Here is an 18,801-nt window from a genome sequence, read left to right as displayed (position 1 = left end):
GGGCCTAGTTGCGGAACACCACGTCCTCGCGCCCGAAGACCCAGACGGCCAAACCCAGGGCGAGGAGGGCATAGACCAGGGTGGAGGCCCAGGTGAACCCCACCTCCAAAGGGGTAGCGCTTCCCTTGAGGAGAGCGTCCATGAGAAGGGCCACGTTGAAGAGAGGGAGGAGGTAGTGCCAGGCCTCAATCTCAAGAAAGCCCCTAAACTGCAAAAAGAGCAAGGGAAGGAGGAACAAAAGCTGTAGGGGCGCCATGTAGCTTTGGGCCTCCTTGAAGCTTCTGGCGTAAAGCCCCAGGGCCACCATCACCGCCCCCATGAAGAGGGCGAGGAGGAAGGCGGTGAGGAAGAGGGCGAGGAAGCTTCCTCCATCCAGGCTCACCTGCCCTCCCAGGGCCAGGGTCTCGCCCCTCTCCGTGAGGACGCCTCCGCCAAAGCGGGCGCTCCAGGCCCCGCCCAAGGCGAGCCCCAAAAGCCCCGCCACCCCCGAGAGGAGGGCCATGGCCACCGTGGCCAGGGTCTTGCCCAGGGCTACCTGGACCAGGGGGACTGGGGCGGCCAGAAGGGCCTCGAGGGTCCCCTTCTCTTTCTCCCCCGCGGTGGCGTCCACCGCCACCACCTGGCCTCCGGAGAGGACGAAGACCACCAGAAAGAAGGGGAGGAGGAACCCCAAAAGCCCCCCGGCCCTTTCCCTAGGCGGGGAGGCGTCCACCACTTCCACCCCGAAAGGGGAAAGGACCTCCTGGGGAAGCCCCGCCCGCCGGAGGGCCTCCGCCACCTTGGCCTCCTTGAGGGCCTGCAGGGCCCCCTTGACCTTCTCCACGACCACCTGGCTTTCCGTGAGGCCGGAGGCCAGGCGGCCGTAGACCCGGTACACCCCTTCCCGGAAGGCCACCCCCGCAGGGTAGCGGCCTTCCCGCACCGCTTTTTCGGGGTCCGGGTGGGGCACGGGCTCAAGCCGCGCTTCCTCCAGGGCCTTTAGGGCCTCTTGGGGAAGCCCCGCCACGGCCACCTCCTGCACCTTTTCCGCCGCGCCCTGCATGAGCCGGCTCAGGAAGAGGCTTGGGCCGAACATGAAGACCGGCATCAGCAGCACGGGAAGGACCAGGGTGGAGAAGACCAGCTTCCGGTCGCGAAAGACCTGGACGAGCTCCTTTCGGAATATTCTTAAAACGGCTTCCATCACGCCCTCCCCACCTCGCGGACGAAGGCCCGCTCCAGGCTCCCTTCCCCCAGGGCCAGGGCCTCGTCCCGGCTTCCCTCGTAGACCAGCCGTCCCCGGTGGAGGAAGCCCACCCGGTCCGCCACCTCCTCGGCCTCACCCATGACGTGGGTGGAGTAAATCACGGCGTGGCCCAGGTCCCGGTAGGCCTTCACGAAGTCCAGAAGGGCCCTACGGGCGAAAACGTCCAGACCCGCCGTGGCCTCGTCCAGGAGGAGGACCTTGGGTCGGTGGAGGATGGCCCGGGCGATGACCACCTTCTGCCGCATCCCGGTGGACATCTCCCCCACCTTCTTGTCCAGGGTCTCCTCCATTTCCAAGAGGTCCACCACCCAGTCCAAGGCCTGGAGAAAGGCCCGCCCCTTGAGGCCGTAGAAGCCCGCGAAGAACTCCAGGACCTCCCGCCCCGTGAGGCGCTCGTAGACCCGCATGCCCCCGTTCACCAGGCCGAGGTTGCGGCGCACCTCGATGGGCTCCCGCATCACGTCAAAGCCTGCCACCAGAGCCCTCCCGGCGCTCGGGCGGACGAGGGTGGAGAGGAGGCGCAAGGTGGTGGTCTTCCCCGCCCCGTTAGGGCCGAGGAGGGCGTAGACCTCCCCGGGCCCCACCCGGAAGGTCAGGCCCTCCACGGCCACGGCCTTGCGGTAGCGCTTGGTCAGGCTTTCCGCCTGGACCATGGCAAGAACTTACCAAATAATGGGGGCGTGAAGGCCATGACCTTCTGGGTGAAGCCCAAAAGCTCCATAGAGGCCCTGCCCGAGGCCCAGGCCCTGGTTCAGGACCTCTTGGAGCTTTTCTACGAGTACTTCCCGGAGTACGAGGGGTGCTTGGGCTTTTCCCAGTCGCCCAGAAGGCCCCGCTACCTCTTCCTCTACATGGAAGGCCCTTGCGGCGGGCTTTTTCCCGAGGCCACCCGGTTTCTTAAGGAGCTCCTCGAGGCCGCCTTCCCCCAGGCCGAGGTGCGGGTCTACGGCAAGCCTTGGCCCTAACGGCGTTTTTTCACCAGCCACCCCTCCTCCTTAACCCCTTCCCGGGCGTTCACCACCCGGGCCAGGACGAAGAGGAGGTCGGAAAGCCGGTTCAGGTAGCGGATCACCTCCGGATTCACCGGCTCTTCTCGGCTCAAGGCCACCGCCTTGCGCTCGGCGCGGCGCACCACGGTGCGGGCGAGGTGAAGCGCGGCCGCCGCCGGGTGCCCTCCCGGGAGGATAAAGCCTTGGAAGGGGGGGCTTTCCTCCTGGTAGCGGTCAATGGCCTCCTCGAGGGCCCTCACGTCCTCGGCGTCCATGCGGGCGATGTTCTTCTCGTAGGGGCTTCCCATGCGGGTCGCGAGGTCCGCCCCCAGGTCAAAGAGGGCGTTTTGAAGGCGCTCCAGGAGGTCGTGGAGGTCCCGGTGCTCCCCGGGGAGGAGGCTTCGGGCGAGGCCGATGGCGCTGTTGGCCTCGTCCACGGTGCCGTAGGCCTCCACCCGGGGGTGGGCCTTCACCACCCGCTCGGCCCCGTAAAGGCCGGTCTCCCCCGCGTCTCCTGTCCTGGTGTAGATCTTCATGGCCCCATTCTAGGGGTAAAGCGAAGCCCCCTGGGGTTTTCCCAGGGGGCTTCGGCCTTTGGCGGGCCCGGGAGGACTCGAACCCCCGACCTGCTGATCCGTAGTCAGCCGCTCTATCCAGCTGAGCTACGGGCCCAAGCCAACCTCAACCATAGCATGCCGGAAAGCCCCTGTCAATAATGTGTAGTCGGTCAACACATTTGAGACTCTGTGGGGACCGCCTCCCCCCGTATTCTAGCCAGGTACTCTAAAGGGGCCAGGCCCCCCAAGGCCTGGTGGGGTCGCCGGCGGTTGTAGTGGTCCAGGTAGGCGTCAAGCTCCCTTTGGAGCTCGGGGATCTGTGAAGGCAACGGCCGTGTGTAGAACTCATCCCTAAAGGTCCGCTGCATCCGCTCCACGTGACCATTGAGCTTGGGGCTCCTCGGAGGAAGAACGAAGAGCTTAACGCCCAAACGTTCACAGGCCTCCTCAAAATCGGACATAAACTCGCTGCCCCCATCCACCTGCACCGCACGAATAGGAAAAGGCGCTCGCACCATCAGGCGGGCAAGAAAGCTGGCCGCCAGGTTGGCCGTGGCTCGGGTGTGGACTTCCGCAAGGGAGAAACGGGTGAAGAGGTCGACGGCCGAGAAGTGCTGGATCCTCTCCCCAGGACCCAGGGTCACGGTGAGGGTATCCACCTGGATAAGGTCGCCAGGGTGACCCACCTCGTATCCCTTGGGCTTCCTTTGCGCATAGGGCCTCCTTGGCCTTCCCCTTCCCTTTCCCCTTCCCCTCCTGGCCAAAAAACTGGCCACGCTCTCCACGCGTCCGCTCCCTTCCAGGTAGGCCAGGATCCGCCCCACGGTGCGCTCGCTCACCGCAAAGCCCTCCTTCCTTAGGGTCAGCCAAATCGGCCAGCGGCCCCAGGTGGGGTTCTCCTTCCTTAGGGCTTCCACCCGGATCAGCAGATCGGAAGACCAGTAAATCCTCCGCCGCAAGCGCTGAGGACGTCTTGACCGAGGCTTAAGACCGGCAAGGCCCTCTTCCTTGAGGCGTTTCCGCCAGCGGTAATAGGTGGCCCGGCTGATCCCCAAAAGCTCCTGGATCTCGGGCCAGCCCACCCGGTATTTCCTGAGCGCCTCCACCTGTTTGAGCTTCCGTAAGCGGTCCTGAACCGTGGGATCGCCGGCCCCGGCCTCTTGGAGTTCCCGGGCCTTCCGCGCTCCCCGCAAAACCTCTTTGCCAACCGTGGTAAGCTGCATCCGTGGGGACCTCCTCTCTCTTGGAGTGGTCCCCACATTTTTACTCGTCCAGTCTCATATGTGTCTGTCCGGGTTCATAATGGAAGGCGTGCGGGAAAGGCGCCTGGAAGCCCTCCTCCTCCAGGCCCTGGGACAAGAGCGCACCCTGGAGGAACTCCACGCCGCCCTCAAACCCCTGCACCCGGGCCTCACCAAGGCCCGCCTGTTCGCCCTCCTGGTGCGGCTGAAGCGGGAGGGGAAGGTGGCCTTCCAAGGGGGTCGCTTTAGGCTAGCGGGGAAAGACCAGGGTGCGGACCCCTAGGCCGTCCGAGAGCTGGACCTCAAAGGCTCCGCCCTGGGGAAGCCCCTCCAGGGCGAAGCGGCTCTCCCCACCCCGGTGCCAGAGGCCGAGGGCGGTGCGGGTGCCGTCTTCGGCCACGTGGTGAGGGAGGTGCTATCCTGGGCCTTAATGCGCCCGGGGCTTTCGGCCAAGCGCCTGGTGGTCAAGGTGGGAAGCGCCGTCCTCACAGGGGAAAGGGGCCTGGACCTCGAGGCCATGGCCGAGATCGCCCGCCAGGTGGCCGCCCTGAGGGAGGAAGGCCGGGAGGTGGTCCTCGTCTCCTCGGGGGCGGTGGCGGCGGGAATGCGACGGCTCGGGCTAAAGGAGCGCCCCAAGGACATGCCCAAGAAGCAGGCCCTCGCCGCCCTCGGCCAGCCCCTCCTCATGGCCTTCTGGCAAGAGGCCTTCGCCCCCTTCGGCCTTCCCGTGGCCCAGGTCCTCCTCACCGCCGAGGACCTCTCCTCCAGGAGCCGCTACCTGAACGCCAAGGCCACCTTGCGGGCCCTTCTGGACCTGGGGGCCATACCCGTGATCAACGAAAACGACACCGTGGCCTTTGAGGAGATCCGCTTTGGGGACAACGACCAGCTCTCCGCCCGGGTGGCGGCCCTGGTGGAGGCGGGCCTCCTCGCCCTCCTCTCTGATGTGGACGCCCTCTACGAGGAGGACCCCAAGAAAAACCCCCAGGCCCGCCCCATCCCCGAGGTGGAGTCCGTGGAGGCGGTTTTGGCCCACGCCGGGGAGGAAAACCCGCTAGGAAGCGGGGGGATGAAGAGCAAGCTCCTCGCCGCCCGCATCGCCGGTAGGGTGGGGATCCCCACCCTGCTTCTCCCCGGGAAGCGGCCAGGGGTCCTCCTCCAAGCCCTCTCCGGGGCCCCCCTGGGCACCTACTTCCACGCGCGGCGGCGCTACCGGGGGGAAAAGGCCTGGCTTTTTGGCCTCCTCCGCCCCAAGGGGGAGCTCGTCCTGGACCGGGGGGCGGTGCGGGCCTTAAAGGAGCGGGGAGCAAGCCTGCTTCCCGCCGGGGTTAAGGAGGTGCGGGGGAGGTTCTCCCGGGGCGAGGCGGTCCGCCTCCTCTCGGAGGAGGGCGAGGAGGTGGGGGTGGGGCTCGCCAACTACGCCTCGGAGGAGATCGCCCGCATCAAGGGGCGGCGGAGCGCAGAGATTGAGGCCGTTTTGGGCTACCGCTACACCGAGGAGGTGGTCCACCGGGACCACCTCGCCTTGAAGGAGGAAGCATGACGGCGACTAGCCTTCGGGAACTGGCAGAGCGCGCACGCAAGAGGCTTTCCGAGATCGCCAAGGGGAACCGGGACCGGGCCCTTCTCGCCATGGCGGACCTCCTCGAGGCCCGCTGGGAAGAGGTCCTGAGGGCCAACCGGGAAGACCTGGAGGAGGCGGAAAGGGCGGGCCTTTCCAAGGCCAAGCTGGACCGCCTGGCCCTCAAGGAGAAGGACCTCAAGACCCTCACGGAGGGCCTGAGGCAGATCGCCCGCCTCCCCGACCCCCTGGGGCGGATAGAGGGCCTGGCCAAGCGGCCGAACGGCCTGAGGGTGGGCAGGATGCGGGTGCCCCTGGGCCTCATTGGCTTCATCTACGAGGCGCGGCCCGGGGCCACGGTGGAGGCGGTCTCCGTGGCCCTGAAGGCAGGGAACGCCATGCTCCTCAGGGGGGGCAAGGAGGCCTTCCGCTCCAACCGGGCCCTGGTGGCCCTCTGGCACGAGGCCCTGGGAGAGGCGGGCCTTCCCGAGGAGGCGGTCACCCTCGTCCCCACCACGGACCGGGAGGCCGTCTTGGAGATGTGCCGATTGGAGCTCCTAGACCTCCTTATCCCGAGGGGAGGGGAGGAGCTTATAAGGCTTGTCCAAAGAGAGGCCCGGGTTCCCGTTTTGGCCCACGCCAAGGGGGTGAACCACCTTTACGTGGACAAGAAGGCGGACCTTTCCATGGCCCTTCACCTTGCCCTAAACGGCAAGACCCAGCGCCCGGCGGTGTGCAACGCCCTCGAGGCCGTTCTGGTCCACGAGAAGGTGGCGGAGGCCTTCCTACCCATGTTGGAGGAGGCCATGCGGGAAAAGGGGGTGGAGCTCAGGGCCTGCCCTAGGGCCCTTCCCCTCCTTAAAGAGGCGGTCCCCGCCCAGGAGGAGGAGTGGGACCGGGAGTACCTGGACCTCATCCTTAGGGTGAAGGTGGTCTCGGGTCTGGAGGAGGCCCTGGCCCACATCGCCCGCTACGGCTCCCGCCACACCGAGGCCATCTGTACCGAGGATACTCGGGTGGCCTGGCGCTTTTTGGAGGAGGTGGACGCAAGCCTCGTCCTCTGGAACGCCTCCACCCGCTTCAACGACGGGTTTGAGCTGGGGCTTGGGGCGGAGATCGGCATCAGCACCTCCAAGCTCCACGCCTACGGCCCCATGGGGCCCATGGAGCTCACCACCCTCAAGTGGGTGGCCCTAGGGGAGGGCCAGGAGCGCACGTGAGGCGGGAAGGCTCCGTGGCCCGGGCCTGGGACCCCGAGGGCGCGGAGGGGTAGGGGGCCTTGCTTAGGCGCTTTTACCGCCTCTACCAGGAGGCCCACGTCCCCTTCTTCGCCGCGGCCCTCGCCTACTACGCCCTCCTCTCCCTCATGCCCCTCCTCTTCCTCCTGGTGGGCCTCTTCGGCTTCCTCCTCTCGGGAAACCCCGCCCTGAGGAACGAGGTGTTCCAGGCCCTCACCGAGCTCACCCTGGCCCTCTTCCCCGCCCGCCCCGAGATGGCCCAAAGCCTCCTGGACTTCCTCACCCGGGGCGCCTTCCCCCTGACCTTGGGAAGCGGCCTCCTCCTCCTCTGGTCGGGAAGCAACTTCTTCGCCGCCCTGAGCTACGCCCTGGGCCTGATCTTCGGCCGCCCGCCCGGGGTGCGAAGCCGCCTCCTCGCCCTGGTCACGCCCTTCCTTCTGGGCCTAGGCCTCATCCTCCTCGCCCTCCTCGGCCTCGCCCTGGGGTTTCTCGCCCGCTTCCTCCCCCAAGGGCTTCAAGGCCTCTTGGGGCCCTTGGAGGAACTCGTTCCCTTATCCACCGCCTTCCTCCTTTTTCTCCTCACCTACGCCCTCCTCCGGGGCAGCGGAGGCCTTAGGACCCTCCCTCCCCTCGCCGCCGGGGCGGGGGTGGCGACCCTCCTCTTTGAAGGCATCCGCCTCGGGCTTCCCAGGCTCCTTCCCCGCTCCCAGTACGAGCTCCTCTACGGCCCCTTGGCGGGCTTCGTCCTGGCCCTGCTCGGCCTCTACCTCATCCTCCTCGCCCTCCTCGTGGGCGCCGTGGCGGCGCGGGTCCTGGAAGAGGCCCGCGAGACGGACTAAAGGCAACCGGGGACCGGGCGCAAGCCGGCACGGCGGTGTACAAAGCCCCCACCGCGGCTGCGGTGGGGGCGAAGGCGGGCAGGGGCTAAAGGGCCTCTCCCTCCCGCGCCTTCCCGTAGAAGACCCGCATGAGCACGTAGGAAACCAGGAAGGTGAGGAGGGGCCCGCCCAGGACCAGGGTCCAGAGGACGGCGTTCTCGCCCAGGATGGAGCCCTGTTGCTGGAAGTCAATCTTGTACCCCGCGAGGCTCGCCATGAGGAAGAAGACGAGGAGGGCTAAGACGACGCTGGTCCGCACGGGGTGTTCCGAGGGAAGCTCCATGTAGCGCATCTTGTCCTTACGGGTGTCCACGAAGGGGAGAAGAACCGCCACCAGGCCGAGGACCCCGGGGACCACGACGCCCCCGATGAACTCCGGCCCGATGGTGGCCCCGAAGAGGCGGAACTCCCAGCTGGAGGGGATGATCTGGAGAAGCCCGTAAAGCCAGAGGAAGTACCAGTCGGGCTTCACCTGGGGGGTTTGGGGCGTGGGCGGGCCAAAGGCCTCCACGGGGTGGGCCAGGAAGGCCCCGGCGATGATGGTCATGATGCCCACGTAAAGGGCGAAGAGGATGACCATCATCACCATCTGCTGGGGGTACATGGGCACGCCCAGGATCTTCCCCGGGGCCACGCGCTCGGCGTAGCGGGGCTGGGTGTGCTTCTGCTTGATCATGATGGCGAGGTGGAGCCCGATGAGGGCCATGAGCCCGAGGGGAAGCCAGAGGACGTGGAGGCTAAAAAGCCTAGGGATGGACTTCTCCGAGCCCGGGAACTCTCCCCCGAACATCACCTGGGCCAGGGTGGTACCCACCCAGGGGATGGAGTTTGCGATCCCGTAGCCGATGCGGGTGGCGGTGACCGCGTAGTTGTCGTAGGGAAGGGCATATCCGGTGAAGGCGGTGACCACCGCCAGGCCCAAAAGGGCCAGGCCCACCAGGTAGTTGAGCTCCCGGGGTTTCTTGTAGGCCCCCGAGAGGAGAATGCGGAGCATGTGCAGGAAGGCGGCGGCGATCATCACGTTGGCCGACCAGTGGTGGAGGCTCCGGATCACCGCCCCGAAGGGAAGGCTGTCTATGTAGAGGACGCTGGCGTAGGCAGCGGGCACGGTGCGGCCGTCGGGGAGCTTCACCTCCCGGATGGAGGGTTCAAAGTTGAGGGTGAGAAAGATGCCGGTAAGCACCAAGACGATGAAGGCAAAGAGGGTGATCTCGCCCAGGAAGAAGGAGTGGTGCACGGGAAAGGCCTTGCGCAGGACCTTGTGGTAAAGCCCCTTGAGGTCTAGGCGCTCGTCAAGCCACCGGTACATGCTTCCCTCCTAGACGTGGCGGCAGCAGGCCGAGGCGCTCGCCTGCACACCCACGGGCCCCAAGAACTCCCCGGCAGCCACCAAGACCCCGTCCTCCACCCTTAAGGGAAGCTGGGGCACGGGGCGGGGCGGGGGGCCGGCGAGGACCTTGGCCCCATCTTTCAGGTCATACTCCCCTCCGTGGCAGGGGCAGAGGGCGGCCTTCTTGTCCGCCACCCACTGGCTCACGATGCACCCCAGGTGGGTGCAGACGGCGGAGTAGGCCACCACCCCCTCCACGGCGTGCTGGGCGGTTTCCGGGGAGAGCTCTTCCGGGTCAAAGCGGGCCACAAGGACGGTGTTCTTGGCCTCGCCGCTTTTGACCACCCTAGTCCTTGGGTCCATGGGGTAGGCCAAGACGAAGGGGTCGTTGGGCTTGAGCTCCTCGAGGCGGATGGGCTGGGGCTCCCCGCCCCCCTGGGCGTAGACCAGAATGTCCCCGGGCTTCAAAGGCTCCTTCTCCGGGGTCACCTCCTCCCGGGGCCTGAGGCTTGCCCCCACGTAGAAGGCGGAGACCAGGGAGAGGCCGATGCCGGTGCCGATGACCGTCTTCAGGAAAAGCCGCCTACGGGATTGGCGCAAGCGGACTTCGCGCTCGTCCATGCTTCACCTCACCAGGGAAACTCGCTCTTCTCCTCCTCGGTGATCACCTCTTCCCGGCCGAAGAAGCGGCGGTAGATCCCGAAGAGGGCCGCCACCACGAGGCTTATGGACCCGAAAATCAGGCCCTGGAGCCAGGTGGGGTTGTGCCCGGTCTGGGCGGCGTAGACGAGAAGCCGCACGAAAAAGCCGGAAAGGGCGGTAAGGAGGAGGACCAGGATGACGCCCGCGGCCACGGGGGCGGTGGAGGGGGTGGGGAAGTGGCGGCCCGGGCGGAGCTCCATACCCTCAAGCCAGTAGGAAACCAAGCCCATGAGCCCGTAGAGAAGCAGGACCGCCCCGAAGGCCATGAGCCCGATCTGGCCCACGGAAAGCTTCTCGGGGACGTGGCCCAGGAGGCGGGCGATGTGCTGGCCGTCCAGGTAGGCGGCGTAGAAGAGGCCGGCCGCCAGGATCAGGGCAAAGGTGGGCAGGATGGGGTCGTTGCGGTACATCCTCCCTCCTTTACTCCACGGGGCCGAAGCTGTTGCCGAAGCTGTTGCGGATGTAGGTGGCCACGGCGATGAGCTCCTCCTCGCTGAAGTTGGCCCCCACGGCGGGCATGGCCCCGCGGCCGTTCTTGACGACGTTGAGGATCATCTGGGCGTCCTGGAGGTTGGGGTTGCCCGCCAGGGCGGGGAAGGCGGGGGGCATGCCCTGGCCGTTGGCCTGGTGGCAAGCGGCGCAGTAGGCTTCGTAGATGGCCTTGCCCTTCTCCATGAGGGCGGGGTCCACCCCCGCGGGCGCCGCCGTCTCCTGGCCGCCCCCCTGGGCCTGGGCCTCCTGGGCGGGCGGGGCCACCTCCTCCACGATGCGCTCCGCGGCCGGAGAGAGGGCGAAGTAGCTCCAGATTCCCCCAAGGACCACCACGGCGGCCACGGCGTACCAGAGGGGGTTGAAGCGGGGGGTTTCCACGGGAAGCTCCGGCTCGCCCACGTGCATGCGGAGCTCCACCTCCCCCGCCACCTCTCCCCCTTCGTCCACGCCGAGGACCAGGACGTCGGGGTAGTTGTTGACGGTGAAGGGGATGACCCGGATCTCCTGGCCTCCGCCGCGGAAGTGGGTCACCACCCTTAGGGTGTGCTCCCCGTCGGGGAGGTTCCGGGTGTCCAGCTTGAGCCGGTAAGGAGGTTCTTTCAGGACGGCCACAGGCTCCGTCCCCTGGTCCAGGTAGACTTCAATACGGTCTACGATCATCTCGCCTCCCTCTCGTGAAAAGGGGCGCAAGACCCCACTTCACCACTATACGACCCCTCGGCCAAGGACAGATGTCCCGTCAGGGGGCGAGAAGGGCAGCAAGCCGCTCTACGCTCCGCCGCACCCCCTCAGCGCCGCCCCCTACCTCCAAGGCGGCCGTGCCGGAAAACCTCTTGAGGAAGGGGGCAAGCCCCTCCCAAGGGACGCGCCCCGAGCCCACGGGGAGGTGGTCGTCCCGCCGCCCGTGGTTGTCGTGGAGGTGCAGGTGGAGAAGCCGGTCTCCCAGGGCCTCGAGGTAGCGGAAAGGCCCCTTGGGGCCGAGCTCCACCAGGGCGTGTCCCACGTCCAGGCAGAACCCGAAGCGGGGGTGGCGTTCCAGAAGGCGGCGGAGTTCCTCCGGACCTCGGACGAGGTCCCGCTCCCAAAGGGCCAGGTTCTCCAGGGCCACGGGAATGGGTGGGTCGTGGAGGAGGGCGAGGGTCTCCTCCAGGGCCTCCCAGGCGAGCCGCTCCGCCACGGGGTGGCGCACGGGGATGAGGCCCGTGTGCAGCACCCCCACCTTCGCCCCCAAGGCCTCCCCGAACTCCAGAGCCCGGAGAAGCCGCTCCTGGGAGAGCTTGCGCACGCTGGGGATGAGGCTTGCCGGGTTCAGCTCCACGAAGGGGAGGTGGAGGGTGAAGCCCACGCCCAAGGCCTCCCCCGTGGCCCTAAGCTCCCGCGCCCCCGGGAGGGGAAAGGCCTCGTGCAGGTCGTAGGCCACCTCGAGGTCCAAGGAAAGCTCGGCCGCCAGGCGGAAGGCCTCCTCGTAGCCCATCTCCGCGTTGAAGGGGCCAAAACCTAGGCGCATCCCCGGCATTTTAGCGCAGGGCCTCCGCCTTGCGCTGGGCTTCCTCCAGGACCTGCTGGGGGGGCACGCCCCCTTTGAGGGCCTTCTCCAAGGCCTCGGCCAGGAGGCTGGCCCAGGCGGAGAACTGGGGGAGGCGGGGGCGTTCCTGGGCCACGGCGATCTGTTCAAAGGCCACCTTGCGGAAGGGGTTCTCCCGGTAGAAGCCCTCCAGGAGGGGGATAGCGGACTTGCGCACCGGCACGTAGTAGCCGGCCTGGACCCAGCGGGCCACGTTTTGGGGTTCCATCAGGTACTTCCAAAACTCCAAGGCCCCCCGCACCTGGGCCTCCGAAGCCCCCTTGAGGACCACCAGCTGCGCCCCTCCCATGGGCACCCTTCCCCCAGGCTCCCGGGGCACAGGGGCCACCCCCAGGGTGAAGGCGAAGGAGAAGTTTTCGGCGGCGGGCCAGTTGGCGATGGAGGCCATGACCATCATCCCCTTGGTGCGCACGAAGTCCAGCTGGGCGAAGGTGGCCTCGGCCATGCTGCGCACGGAAAGCGCCCCGGCCTCCTTGAGGCGGTGGAGCATCTCCAAGGCGGCCACGACCTCCCGCGAGGTGAAGTTGGGCCGCCCATCCCTCACCAGGCTTCCCCCCCGGCTGGTGACCATGGCCTCAAAGAGCCAGGCCTGGGGGTCGGTGACGAAGATGAAGCCCTTGGCCTGACGGGTGGTCAGGGCCCTGGCCACCTCCTCAAACTCCTTCCAGTTCCTGGGGGCCTTGAGCCCTTTGGCCCGGAAGGCGTCCAGGTTGTAGAAGAGAACCGGGGTGGAGGTGTTGAAGGGCAGGCCGTACCGTCTTTCCCCCACCACCCCGTAGTTCCAGGCGGGCGCAAAGAGGTCCTCCACGAAGGCCTTTTCCAAGTTCAGGTAGGGGTCAAGGGCGAGGGCCTGCCCTTCGGCCACGAGGCGGGGGAAGAAGGAAAGCTCCGCCTGGAAGAGGACGGGACCGCTCCCCGTCCGGAGGGCGGCCACCAGCTTGGTCTCCGCCTCTTCGTAGGTCCCCTGGTACCGGGGAAGGACCCGGTAGCGGTCCTGCCGGGCGTTGAACTCCTGGGCGAAGGCGGCGATGAGCCTCCCCGCCGGGCCGTCCATGGCATGCCAGAAGGGCACGTCCACCTGAGCAAAGGCGGAAAGGCACAGAAGCGCCAAGGGAAGAAGCTTCCGCATGGCCCGGATTCTACTACCCTCCTCGGCTACAATGGGAGGGTATGGCCTCTTCCCATGCCCTCAAGCCCATCCTGGAGCTTCTCCCCGAGGAGCTCCCCGGCGAGGGCTACCGCAGGGCCCAGATCGCCCACTGGCTCTACGCCAAAGGCGCGCGGGACTTCTCGGAGATGACCGACCTGCCCAAGGCCCTTCGGGAGGCCTTGGCGCGGGAGTGGCGCCTCTCCGAATTCAGCCTGGTCCAGGCCTTCCCGAGCCAAGACGGAAGCGTCAAGTACCTCTTCACCCTCCTAGACGGCAAGAAGACCGAGGCCGTCTACATGCCCTACGAGAACCGGAAGACCGTCTGCCTCTCCACCATGGTGGGGTGCCCGGCGGGGTGCACCTTCTGCGCCACCGGGGCCCTGGGCTTCGGGCGGAACCTCACCGCGGCGGAGATCCTGGACCAGCTCCTCACCATCGCCTACCACCAGGGCCTCTCCCCCAGGGAGATCCGGAACGTGGTCCTGATGGGAATGGGGGAGCCCCTTCTCAACCTGAGGAACGTCCTCAAGGCGGTCCGGATCATGCTTCACAAAAAAGCCCTCGCCCTAAGCCCCAGGCGCGTCACCCTCTCCACCGTGGGCATCCCCAAGGGGATCTACCGCCTGGCCGAGGAGGACCTCGGGGTGCGGCTCGCCCTCTCCCTCCACGCCCCGGACGACGAGACCCGGAAAGCCATCATCCCCACTGCCCACCGCTACCCCATCGCCGAGATCATGGAGGCCGTGCGCCACTACTACGCCAAGACCAAGCGGCGGGTCACCTTTGAGTACACCCTCCTCAAAGGGGTGAACGACCACCTTTGGCAGGCCAGGCTCCTCGCCAAGCTCCTTAAGGGCCTAAGCGCCCACGTGAACCTCATCCCCTTCAACCCCTGGGAAGGGGCCCCGGTGGCGGGGACGCCCAGGGCAGCGATCCTGGCCTTCGCCGAGGAGCTTAAGCGCCTGGGGGTGCCCGTCTCCATAAGGTGGAGCCGGGGCCAGGACGTGGGGGCGGCCTGCGGCCAGCTCGCCCTGAAGGTTCCCAAGCCCTTGACCTTCAGACCGCTTCCAGAAGGCGCCGGGCGATGACGAGCTTTAGGATCTCGCTCGTCCCCTCCCCGATGCGGGTCAGGCGGGCGTCCCGCCAGTAGCGCTCCACGGGGTAGTCCTTGACGTAGCCGTAGCCCCCCAGGATCTGGATGGCCTCGTCGCAGGCCTTCACCGCCACCTCGCTGGCGAAGAGTTTGGCCTGGGCGGCCTCGAGGGTAAAGGGCCTTCCCGCGTCCTTGAGCTCCGCCGCCTTGAGGTAGAGGAGCCTCGCCGCCTCCAAGGCGGTGGCCGCCTCCGCAAGCTTGAAGGAGACCCCCTCAAACTCGGCGATGGGCCTGCCGAAGGCCTCCCGCCCCTTGGCGTAGGAAAGGGCGTAGTCCAAAGCGGCCTGGCCCAGGCCCACGGCCATGGCGGCGATGCCGATCCTGCCCCCGTCCAAAACCCGGAGCACGTCGTAAAAGCCCTTCCCCCTTTCCCCAAGAAGGGCCTCCTCGGACACGAAAAGGTCCTCCAGAACGAGCTGCGCCGTGTCCGAGGCGTTGAGGCCAAGCTTCTCCTCCTTCCGCCCCACCTTTAGCCCCCGCTCGGGGCGGAAGAAGGCGAAGGCGGAGATGCCCTGGTGCTTCTTCTCAGGGGAAGGGGCGGGGTCGGTACGGGCCATGATCACGTAGACCCCGGCCACGCTCCCCTGGGTGATGAACTGCTTGGTGCCGTTGAGCCGCCACCCCCCCTCCACCTTCTCCGCCTTGGTCTTGAGGGCAGCGGCGTCCGAACCCGAGCCGGGCTCCGTGAGGCCCCAGGCCCCTAGGGCCTCCCCCGAGGCAAGCTTGGGGAGGAAGGCCTCCTTCTGCGCCTCGCTCCCCGCAAGGAGGATGTGCCCCGTGGCCAAGGAGTTGTGGCTGGCCACGGTGAGGGCCAGGGCCCCGTCGTGGTAGGCGATCTCCTCCACCATGCGGGCGAAGAGCCGGGTGGAAAGCCCCGCCCCCCCGTAGGCCTCGGGCACCGTGGCCCCGAAGACCCCGAACTGGGCCAGCTTCCGCACCAGCTCCCAGGGGAAGGCTCCCGTCCGGTCCCGCTCCGCCGCCCCCGGGGCCACCTCCGCCTTCAGGAACTCGCGAAAAGGCCCCAGGACCTGCCGCTCCTCCGCGCTTTCCTCAAACCAGAGGCCCATGGGGGCATTATATAACTCCTAGGCGATCGCCTGTAAAAAAGCGTCATGTTAAGGGCTTCAAGGCCCCCACCCTCCCGGCCTGCGGAGCTTCCGGGGACCCTCTGCCGAGGCTCCATGCTGGTTTAGGCCTAAGATGGCCTTAAAGACCCCCGCCGCCTCGGGGCACCTAAACCACAACCCCCGGGGCGTGCCAGCCCGCGTAGGCGTAAAACCGGCCCCGCTCCCCCTGCAGGTAGGCCTTCAGGGGCTCGAGGAGGGGGAGGTGGCCCTTGAGCCGCTCCTCCACCTCCTCCAGGGTGAAGAAGCGGGCCTCCACGATGTGCCCGTCGGGGTCCCTTGGATTCAAGAGCCCCTCGTAGGTGGCCCGGAAGGCCATGGCCAGGGTGCGCTCGTTTTTGCGGCGGTCCTCCACCTGGATCACGTAGGCCAGGTGCTCCACGGACCGGACCCGAAGCCCCGTCTCCTCCCGCACCTCCCGCACCAGGGCCTCCAGGGCCGTCTCCCCGGGCTCCACCGTCCCCCGGGAAGGGTGTAGCGGACCCGGCCCCGGCGGCCCCAGTCGTTGCCCACAAGGAGGACCCGGCCCCGAGCGTCCAGGAGAATGGCCGCCGCCACCAGGATCTCCCGGCGCATTACCCTTCCGCCAGCGCCGCGAGCTGGCGCTCCTGGTCGGCCCGCTTGAGCGCCTCCAGGATGGGGGTCAGGTGGCCGGAGAGGACGCCCTCGAGGTCGTGGGTGGTGAACCCGATGCGGTGGTCCGTGACCCGGGACTGGGGGAAGTTGTAGGTGCGGATCTTCTCCGAGCGCTCCCCGGTGCCGATCTGGGCGAGGCGGGTCTTTCGGAGCTTTTCCGCCTCCTCGGCCCGCTTCATCTCCAAAAGGCGGCTTCTTAGGATCATGAGGGCCTTCTCCCGGTTCTTGATCTGGCTGCGGGAGTCCTGGCAGGTGACCATGATCCCCGTGGGCAGGTGGACCACCCGCACCGCCGAATCCGTGGTGTTCACCCCCTGCCCCCCGGGCCCCGAGGCCCGCATCACGTCAATGCGGATCTCGTCCATGTTGAGGGCGAAGTCCTCCTCCTCCGCCTTGGGGAGGACGGCCACCGTGGCGGTGGAGGTGTGAATCCGCCCCTGGGTCTCGGTGACGGGCACCCGTTGCACCCGGTGGACCCCGCTCTCGTACTTGAAGGTGCCGTAGGCCCCCGGGCCCCGGACCTCAAAGACCACCTTGGAGAAGCCCCCGAGGTCCGTGGGGTGGGAGTCCAGGACCTCCGTCTCAAAGCCCATCTCCTCGGCGAAGCGGAGGTACATGTTGAAAAGGTCGCGGGCGAAGAGGGCGGCCTCCTCCCCTCCCGTCCCCGCCCGGATCTCCACGATGGCGTCCCTTTCGTCCATGGGGTCCTTAGGCAGGAGGTGGCGCTCCAGCTCCTTCTCCAGGGCCTCCTTGCGGGCGAGGAGGGCCTCCCGCTCCGCCTTGGCCATCTCCTTGAGCTCGGGGTCGTCAAGGAGGCTTTCCGCCTCCTCAAGGTCCTGAAGGACCTTCCGGTACTCCCGGATGAGGCCGATCACCTCCCCCATCTCGGCGTAGCGGCGGGAGAGGCTCTGGTAGCGCCCCTTGTCCTTCAGCACCTCCGGGTCGGAGAGGAGCGCCTCCAGCTCCCGGTACTCTTCCTCTAGGCGGTCAAGCTTGTCCAGCATACCTGTTTCCAGGATAGCGCACCCGGCCCTTGACCCCGGTTTTAGGTTAGCCTAAACTCGGGGGCATGGAGCCCTTTCTCCTCTACGCCCTGCTGGGCGGCCTCTTCACCTGGGGCCTCACGGCAGTGGGGGCGGCGAGCGTCTTCTTCGCCAGGGAGCCGAGCCGCAAGCTTCTGGACGCCATGCTGGGCTTCGCCGCCGGGGTGATGCTTGCGGCGAGCGTCTTCTCCCTCCTCGTCCCCGGGATGGAGATGGCGGAGGCCCAGGGGAAAAACCCCATTTTCCCGGCGGTGGTGGGGTTTCTCCTGGGCGGGGGGCTTATCCGGCTTCTGGACCGCTACCTGCCCCACGTCCACCTGGGCCCCAAGGACGCCCCCGAGGGGCTCAAGACCCTCTGGCGCCGCACCACCCTCCTGATCCTCGCCATCACCCTGCACAACTTCCCCGAGGGCCTGGCCGTGGGGGTGGCTTTTGGGGCTGCGGGGCTGGACCCCACGGGGACGGCCACCCTGGGCGGGGCCATCGCCCTCGCCTTGGGCATCGGCCTCCAGAACCTCCCCGAGGGGCTCGCCATCGCCTGGCCCTTGCGGCGGGTGGGGATCGGGGCGGGCCTCGCCTGGTTCTACGGGCAACTCTCCGCCATCGTGGAGCCCCTGGGCGCGGTGCTCGGGGCCCTCCTCGTGGCCCAGATGATGGCCCTCCTTCCCTACCTCATGGCCATGGCGGCGGGGGCCATGGTCTTCGTGGTGGTGGAGGAGGTGATCCCGGAAAGCCAGGCGGAGGGAAACGGGGACCTCGCCACCTTCGGGGTCATGACGGGCTTCGCCCTGATGATGGCCCTGGACGTGGCCCTGGGCTGAGCGCCGGGGCGAAGCCCTTAAAGAAGGGCCTGAAGGTCCGCCACCACCCTGTCCGTGGCCTCCGCCTTGTCCGGGCTATAGAGGAGGACGAGCCTCCCCTCCTTCACCACGAAGGTGGTGGCGGTGTGGTCCACCAGGTACTCCCCCGGGCCCCGGTACTGGCTCTTCTGGTAAAAGACCCCGAAGGCCTGGGCCGCCTCCCGCACCGCCTCCGGGCTTCCCGAAAGCCCGAGGAAGCTCGGGTGGAAGGCCTTGGCGTAGCGGTCGGCGACCTCCGGGGGATCCCGCTCGGGGTCCACGCTCACGAAGATCACCTGGACCCCTTCCTGGGCCTTCGGGGGGAGTTTCTCGTAGGCCCGCTTGAGGGCGAGGAGGGTGGTGGGGCAGACGTCGGGGCAGCGGGTGAAGCCGAAGAAGAGGAGGACCACCTTGTCCTGGAACTGGGAGAGGCGCACGGGGCCTTGGGGGCCTTCCAGGGCGAAGTCCACAGGCTTGGGGTTGAGAAGCCTCGTGCCGTAGAAGGTGTGCCCCCGGGGAAGGAGGAGGTAGGCCAGGGCCAAGAGGGCAAGGACCAGAAGGAAGGCGGGCAGGAGCCTCTTCATCGCGCCTCCACGGGAAGGACCACCTTAAGGACCCGCCCCCCGGCGAAGAGGAGGTAGACCTCCACCTCCTCCCCCGCCTTTAAGGGCCGCTTCAGGCCAAGAAGCATGAAGTGGTACCCCCCGGGCTTGAGCTCCACCCGGCCCTTGGGCGGGACCTCGAGGAAGGGCACGGGGCGCATCCCCATCACCCGCTTCCCCTCCACCTCCCGGACGTAGGTCTCGTGGAGCTCCACCCGCTCGGCCACGGGCGTCCTTGCCCCCACGAGGCGGAGGGGAAGGTCCCCGGGGTTCTCCAGGGTGAGGTACGCCGCGGCGTTGGGGCCGGGAGAGAAGCGGACCCACCCCTCCCGGACCACCTGGGCCGAGGCCAAGGCCAGCAGGAAGAGAAGTCCAATCCAGCGCCTCATGCCCCCCACTATAAGGAAGGCCCTTGGGACAAACGTACCTCCCGGA

The 18,801-nt window shown here is 67.5% G+C and carries 21 protein-coding genes, 1 tRNA gene and 2 pseudogenes; 7 read left to right on the top strand and 17 right to left on the bottom strand.

The features are described from left to right. Positions 1-4: 4 nt before the first annotated feature. Positions 5-1,183, bottom strand: a complete 1,179-nt coding sequence (locus tag AV541_RS01170; RefSeq protein ID WP_060384055.1) for an ABC transporter permease — start codon at positions 1,181-1,183, stop codon at positions 5-7. Continuing rightward, positions 1,183-1,899, bottom strand: coding sequence for an ATP-binding cassette domain-containing protein (locus AV541_RS01165; RefSeq protein ID WP_008633889.1), 717 nt, complete (start codon positions 1,897-1,899; stop codon positions 1,183-1,185). Before AV541_RS01165 ends, AV541_RS01170 begins: the two co-directional genes overlap by 1 nt. A gap of 36 nt (positions 1,900-1,935) precedes the next feature. Here AV541_RS01165 and AV541_RS01160 point away from each other — a divergent pair, with 36 nt between their 5' ends. Further along, positions 1,936-2,211, top strand: coding sequence for a hypothetical protein (locus AV541_RS01160; protein WP_008633890.1), 276 nt, complete (start codon positions 1,936-1,938; stop codon positions 2,209-2,211). Here AV541_RS01160 and AV541_RS01155 read toward each other — a convergent pair. The 3 genes and pseudogenes from AV541_RS01155 to AV541_RS01145 form a co-directional block, all read right to left on the bottom strand. Beyond that, positions 2,208-2,771: a cob(I)yrinic acid a,c-diamide adenosyltransferase gene (locus tag AV541_RS01155; RefSeq protein WP_008633892.1), complete on the bottom strand. Its 564-nt coding sequence runs from the start codon at positions 2,769-2,771 to the stop codon at positions 2,208-2,210. The genes AV541_RS01160 and AV541_RS01155 overlap by 4 nt on opposite strands. A 59-nt stretch (positions 2,772-2,830) precedes the next feature. Next, positions 2,831-2,907 (bottom strand) — tRNA-Arg (locus tag AV541_RS01150). After that, positions 2,898-4,015 (bottom strand): annotated as a pseudogene (locus AV541_RS01145) (integrase core domain-containing protein). Before AV541_RS01145 ends, AV541_RS01150 begins: the two are co-directional and overlap by 10 nt. A gap of 79 nt (positions 4,016-4,094) precedes the next feature. Between AV541_RS01145 and AV541_RS01140 the strand changes: the two are divergent. After that, positions 4,095-4,316, top strand: coding sequence for a hypothetical protein (locus AV541_RS01140; RefSeq protein ID WP_014510949.1), 222 nt, complete (start codon positions 4,095-4,097; stop codon positions 4,314-4,316). Here the strand turns inward: AV541_RS01140 and AV541_RS11545 are convergent. Then, a complete protein-coding gene (locus AV541_RS11545; protein ID WP_008633896.1) occupies positions 4,284-4,433 on the bottom strand; it encodes a hypothetical protein in 150 nt (49 codons plus the stop codon). The genes AV541_RS01140 and AV541_RS11545 overlap by 33 nt on opposite strands. 30 nt (positions 4,434-4,463) lie before the next feature. Here AV541_RS11545 and proB point away from each other — a divergent pair, with 30 nt between their 5' ends. The 3 genes from proB to AV541_RS01125 are packed head-to-tail and all read left to right on the top strand — an operon-like array spanning position 4,464 to position 7,671. Then, positions 4,464-5,576 (top strand): glutamate 5-kinase, encoded by a 1,113-nt coding sequence (gene proB / locus AV541_RS01135; RefSeq protein WP_008633899.1) that lies wholly within the window; start codon positions 4,464-4,466, stop codon positions 5,574-5,576. Continuing rightward, a complete protein-coding gene (locus AV541_RS01130) occupies positions 5,573-6,814 on the top strand; it encodes a glutamate-5-semialdehyde dehydrogenase (protein ID WP_060384054.1) in 1,242 nt (413 codons plus the stop codon). The genes proB and AV541_RS01130 overlap by 4 nt, the downstream gene beginning before the upstream one ends. Positions 6,815-6,873: 59 nt before the next feature. Further along, positions 6,874-7,671, top strand: coding sequence for a YhjD/YihY/BrkB family envelope integrity protein (locus AV541_RS01125; RefSeq protein WP_060384053.1), 798 nt, complete (start codon positions 6,874-6,876; stop codon positions 7,669-7,671). 85 nt (positions 7,672-7,756) lie between these two features. Here the strand turns inward: AV541_RS01125 and AV541_RS01120 are convergent, their stop codons facing one another. The 6 genes from AV541_RS01120 to AV541_RS01095 all read right to left on the bottom strand — a co-directional run bounded on the left by AV541_RS01120 (position 7,757) and on the right by AV541_RS01095 (position 12,948). Further along, a complete protein-coding gene (locus AV541_RS01120; RefSeq protein ID WP_060384052.1) occupies positions 7,757-9,019 on the bottom strand; it encodes a cytochrome b in 1,263 nt (420 codons plus the stop codon). A 9-nt stretch (positions 9,020-9,028) separates the two neighbouring features. Continuing rightward, positions 9,029-9,661 carry a QcrA and Rieske domain-containing protein gene (locus AV541_RS01115; RefSeq protein ID WP_060384051.1) on the bottom strand — a complete coding sequence of 211 codons (633 nt, stop codon included), beginning with the start codon at positions 9,659-9,661 and terminating at the stop codon, positions 9,029-9,031. Between the two features lie 8 nt (positions 9,662-9,669). Further along, positions 9,670-10,152, bottom strand: a complete 483-nt coding sequence (locus tag AV541_RS01110) for a DUF1129 domain-containing protein (protein ID WP_060384050.1) — start codon at positions 10,150-10,152, stop codon at positions 9,670-9,672. A gap of 10 nt (positions 10,153-10,162) precedes the next feature. Then, positions 10,163-10,894, bottom strand: a complete 732-nt coding sequence (locus tag AV541_RS01105) for a c-type cytochrome (protein WP_060384049.1) — start codon at positions 10,892-10,894, stop codon at positions 10,163-10,165. Between the two features lie 79 nt (positions 10,895-10,973). After that, the gene (locus AV541_RS01100) at positions 10,974-11,741 is read right to left on the bottom strand and encodes a sugar phosphate isomerase/epimerase family protein (protein ID WP_060384813.1); all 768 of its coding nucleotides are present in this window, start codon (positions 11,739-11,741) and stop codon (positions 10,974-10,976) included. A gap of 10 nt (positions 11,742-11,751) precedes the next feature. After that, positions 11,752-12,948 carry an ABC transporter substrate-binding protein gene (locus AV541_RS01095; RefSeq protein WP_060384048.1) on the bottom strand — a complete coding sequence of 399 codons (1,197 nt, stop codon included), beginning with the start codon at positions 12,946-12,948 and terminating at the stop codon, positions 11,752-11,754. Positions 12,949-12,989: 41 nt separating this feature from the next. Here AV541_RS01095 and rlmN point away from each other — a divergent pair, with 41 nt between their 5' ends. Then, positions 12,990-14,057: a dual-specificity RNA methyltransferase RlmN gene (rlmN, locus tag AV541_RS01090; RefSeq protein WP_060384047.1), complete on the top strand. Its 1,068-nt coding sequence runs from the start codon at positions 12,990-12,992 to the stop codon at positions 14,055-14,057. Here rlmN and AV541_RS01085 read toward each other — a convergent pair. The 3 genes and pseudogenes from AV541_RS01085 to prfA all read right to left on the bottom strand — a co-directional run bounded on the left by AV541_RS01085 (position 14,026) and on the right by prfA (position 16,886). Then, positions 14,026-15,189: an acyl-CoA dehydrogenase family protein gene (locus AV541_RS01085; protein ID WP_060384046.1), complete on the bottom strand. Its 1,164-nt coding sequence runs from the start codon at positions 15,187-15,189 to the stop codon at positions 14,026-14,028. The genes rlmN and AV541_RS01085 overlap by 32 nt on opposite strands. A 166-nt stretch (positions 15,190-15,355) precedes the next feature. Next, a pseudogene (locus AV541_RS01080) lies at positions 15,356-15,822 on the bottom strand (NUDIX hydrolase). Beyond that, the gene (gene prfA, locus AV541_RS01075; protein WP_060384045.1) at positions 15,822-16,886 is read right to left on the bottom strand and encodes a peptide chain release factor 1; all 1,065 of its coding nucleotides are present in this window, start codon (positions 16,884-16,886) and stop codon (positions 15,822-15,824) included. Before prfA ends, AV541_RS01080 begins: the two are co-directional and overlap by 1 nt. A gap of 65 nt (positions 16,887-16,951) precedes the next feature. On the opposite strand from prfA, the gene AV541_RS01070 reads away from it, so the two are divergent. Further along, positions 16,952-17,746, top strand: coding sequence for a ZIP family metal transporter (locus tag AV541_RS01070; protein ID WP_060384044.1), 795 nt, complete (start codon positions 16,952-16,954; stop codon positions 17,744-17,746). A 17-nt stretch (positions 17,747-17,763) separates the two neighbouring features. On the opposite strand, the gene AV541_RS01065 is transcribed toward AV541_RS01070, so the two are convergent. Next, positions 17,764-18,348, bottom strand: a complete 585-nt coding sequence (locus tag AV541_RS01065) for an SCO family protein (RefSeq protein ID WP_060384043.1) — start codon at positions 18,346-18,348, stop codon at positions 17,764-17,766. Further along, on the bottom strand, positions 18,345-18,755 hold the full coding sequence (locus tag AV541_RS01060) for a copper chaperone PCu(A)C (protein ID WP_060384042.1): 411 nt from the start codon (positions 18,753-18,755) through the stop codon (positions 18,345-18,347). Before AV541_RS01060 ends, AV541_RS01065 begins: the two co-directional genes overlap by 4 nt. Positions 18,756-18,801: the final 46 nt, after the last annotated feature.

The organism is Thermus parvatiensis (assembly GCF_001535545.1).
Classification (GTDB): Bacteria; Deinococcota; Deinococci; order Deinococcales; family Thermaceae; genus Thermus; species Thermus parvatiensis.
The sequence above is the reverse complement of the archived record's forward strand: the minus strand, read 5'-3'. Positions and strand labels throughout refer to the sequence as shown.

What these genes read in the sequence shown, in the direction of transcription:
- AV541_RS01170 (WP_060384055.1), bottom strand. Translation starts at nt 1,183, where the DNA reads ATGGAAGCCGTTTTAAGAATATTCCGAAAGGAGCTCGTCCAGGTCTTT.
- AV541_RS01165 (WP_008633889.1), bottom strand. Translation starts at nt 1,899, where the DNA reads ATGGTCCAGGCGGAAAGCCTGACCAAGCGCTACCGCAAGGCCGTGGCC.
- AV541_RS01160 (WP_008633890.1), top strand. Translation starts at nt 1,936, where the DNA reads ATGACCTTCTGGGTGAAGCCCAAAAGCTCCATAGAGGCCCTGCCCGAG.
- AV541_RS01155 (WP_008633892.1), bottom strand. Translation starts at nt 2,771, where the DNA reads ATGAAGATCTACACCAGGACAGGAGACGCGGGGGAGACCGGCCTTTAC.
- AV541_RS01140 (WP_014510949.1), top strand. Translation starts at nt 4,095, where the DNA reads ATGGAAGGCGTGCGGGAAAGGCGCCTGGAAGCCCTCCTCCTCCAGGCC.
- proB (WP_008633899.1), top strand. Translation starts at nt 4,464, where the DNA reads ATGCGCCCGGGGCTTTCGGCCAAGCGCCTGGTGGTCAAGGTGGGAAGC.
- AV541_RS01130 (WP_060384054.1), top strand. Translation starts at nt 5,573, where the DNA reads ATGACGGCGACTAGCCTTCGGGAACTGGCAGAGCGCGCACGCAAGAGG.
- AV541_RS01120 (WP_060384052.1), bottom strand. Translation starts at nt 9,019, where the DNA reads ATGTACCGGTGGCTTGACGAGCGCCTAGACCTCAAGGGGCTTTACCAC.
- AV541_RS01115 (WP_060384051.1), bottom strand. Translation starts at nt 9,661, where the DNA reads ATGGACGAGCGCGAAGTCCGCTTGCGCCAATCCCGTAGGCGGCTTTTC.
- AV541_RS01110 (WP_060384050.1), bottom strand. Translation starts at nt 10,152, where the DNA reads ATGTACCGCAACGACCCCATCCTGCCCACCTTTGCCCTGATCCTGGCG.
- AV541_RS01105 (WP_060384049.1), bottom strand. Translation starts at nt 10,894, where the DNA reads ATGATCGTAGACCGTATTGAAGTCTACCTGGACCAGGGGACGGAGCCT.
- AV541_RS01100 (WP_060384813.1), bottom strand. Translation starts at nt 11,741, where the DNA reads ATGCGCCTAGGTTTTGGCCCCTTCAACGCGGAGATGGGCTACGAGGAG.
- AV541_RS01095 (WP_060384048.1), bottom strand. Translation starts at nt 12,948, where the DNA reads ATGCGGAAGCTTCTTCCCTTGGCGCTTCTGTGCCTTTCCGCCTTTGCT.
- rlmN (WP_060384047.1), top strand. Translation starts at nt 12,990, where the DNA reads ATGGCCTCTTCCCATGCCCTCAAGCCCATCCTGGAGCTTCTCCCCGAG.
- AV541_RS01085 (WP_060384046.1), bottom strand. Translation starts at nt 15,189, where the DNA reads ATGGGCCTCTGGTTTGAGGAAAGCGCGGAGGAGCGGCAGGTCCTGGGG.
- prfA (WP_060384045.1), bottom strand. Translation starts at nt 16,886, where the DNA reads ATGCTGGACAAGCTTGACCGCCTAGAGGAAGAGTACCGGGAGCTGGAG.
- AV541_RS01070 (WP_060384044.1), top strand. Translation starts at nt 16,952, where the DNA reads ATGGAGCCCTTTCTCCTCTACGCCCTGCTGGGCGGCCTCTTCACCTGG.
- AV541_RS01065 (WP_060384043.1), bottom strand. Translation starts at nt 18,348, where the DNA reads ATGAAGAGGCTCCTGCCCGCCTTCCTTCTGGTCCTTGCCCTCTTGGCC.
- AV541_RS01060 (WP_060384042.1), bottom strand. Translation starts at nt 18,755, where the DNA reads ATGAGGCGCTGGATTGGACTTCTCTTCCTGCTGGCCTTGGCCTCGGCC.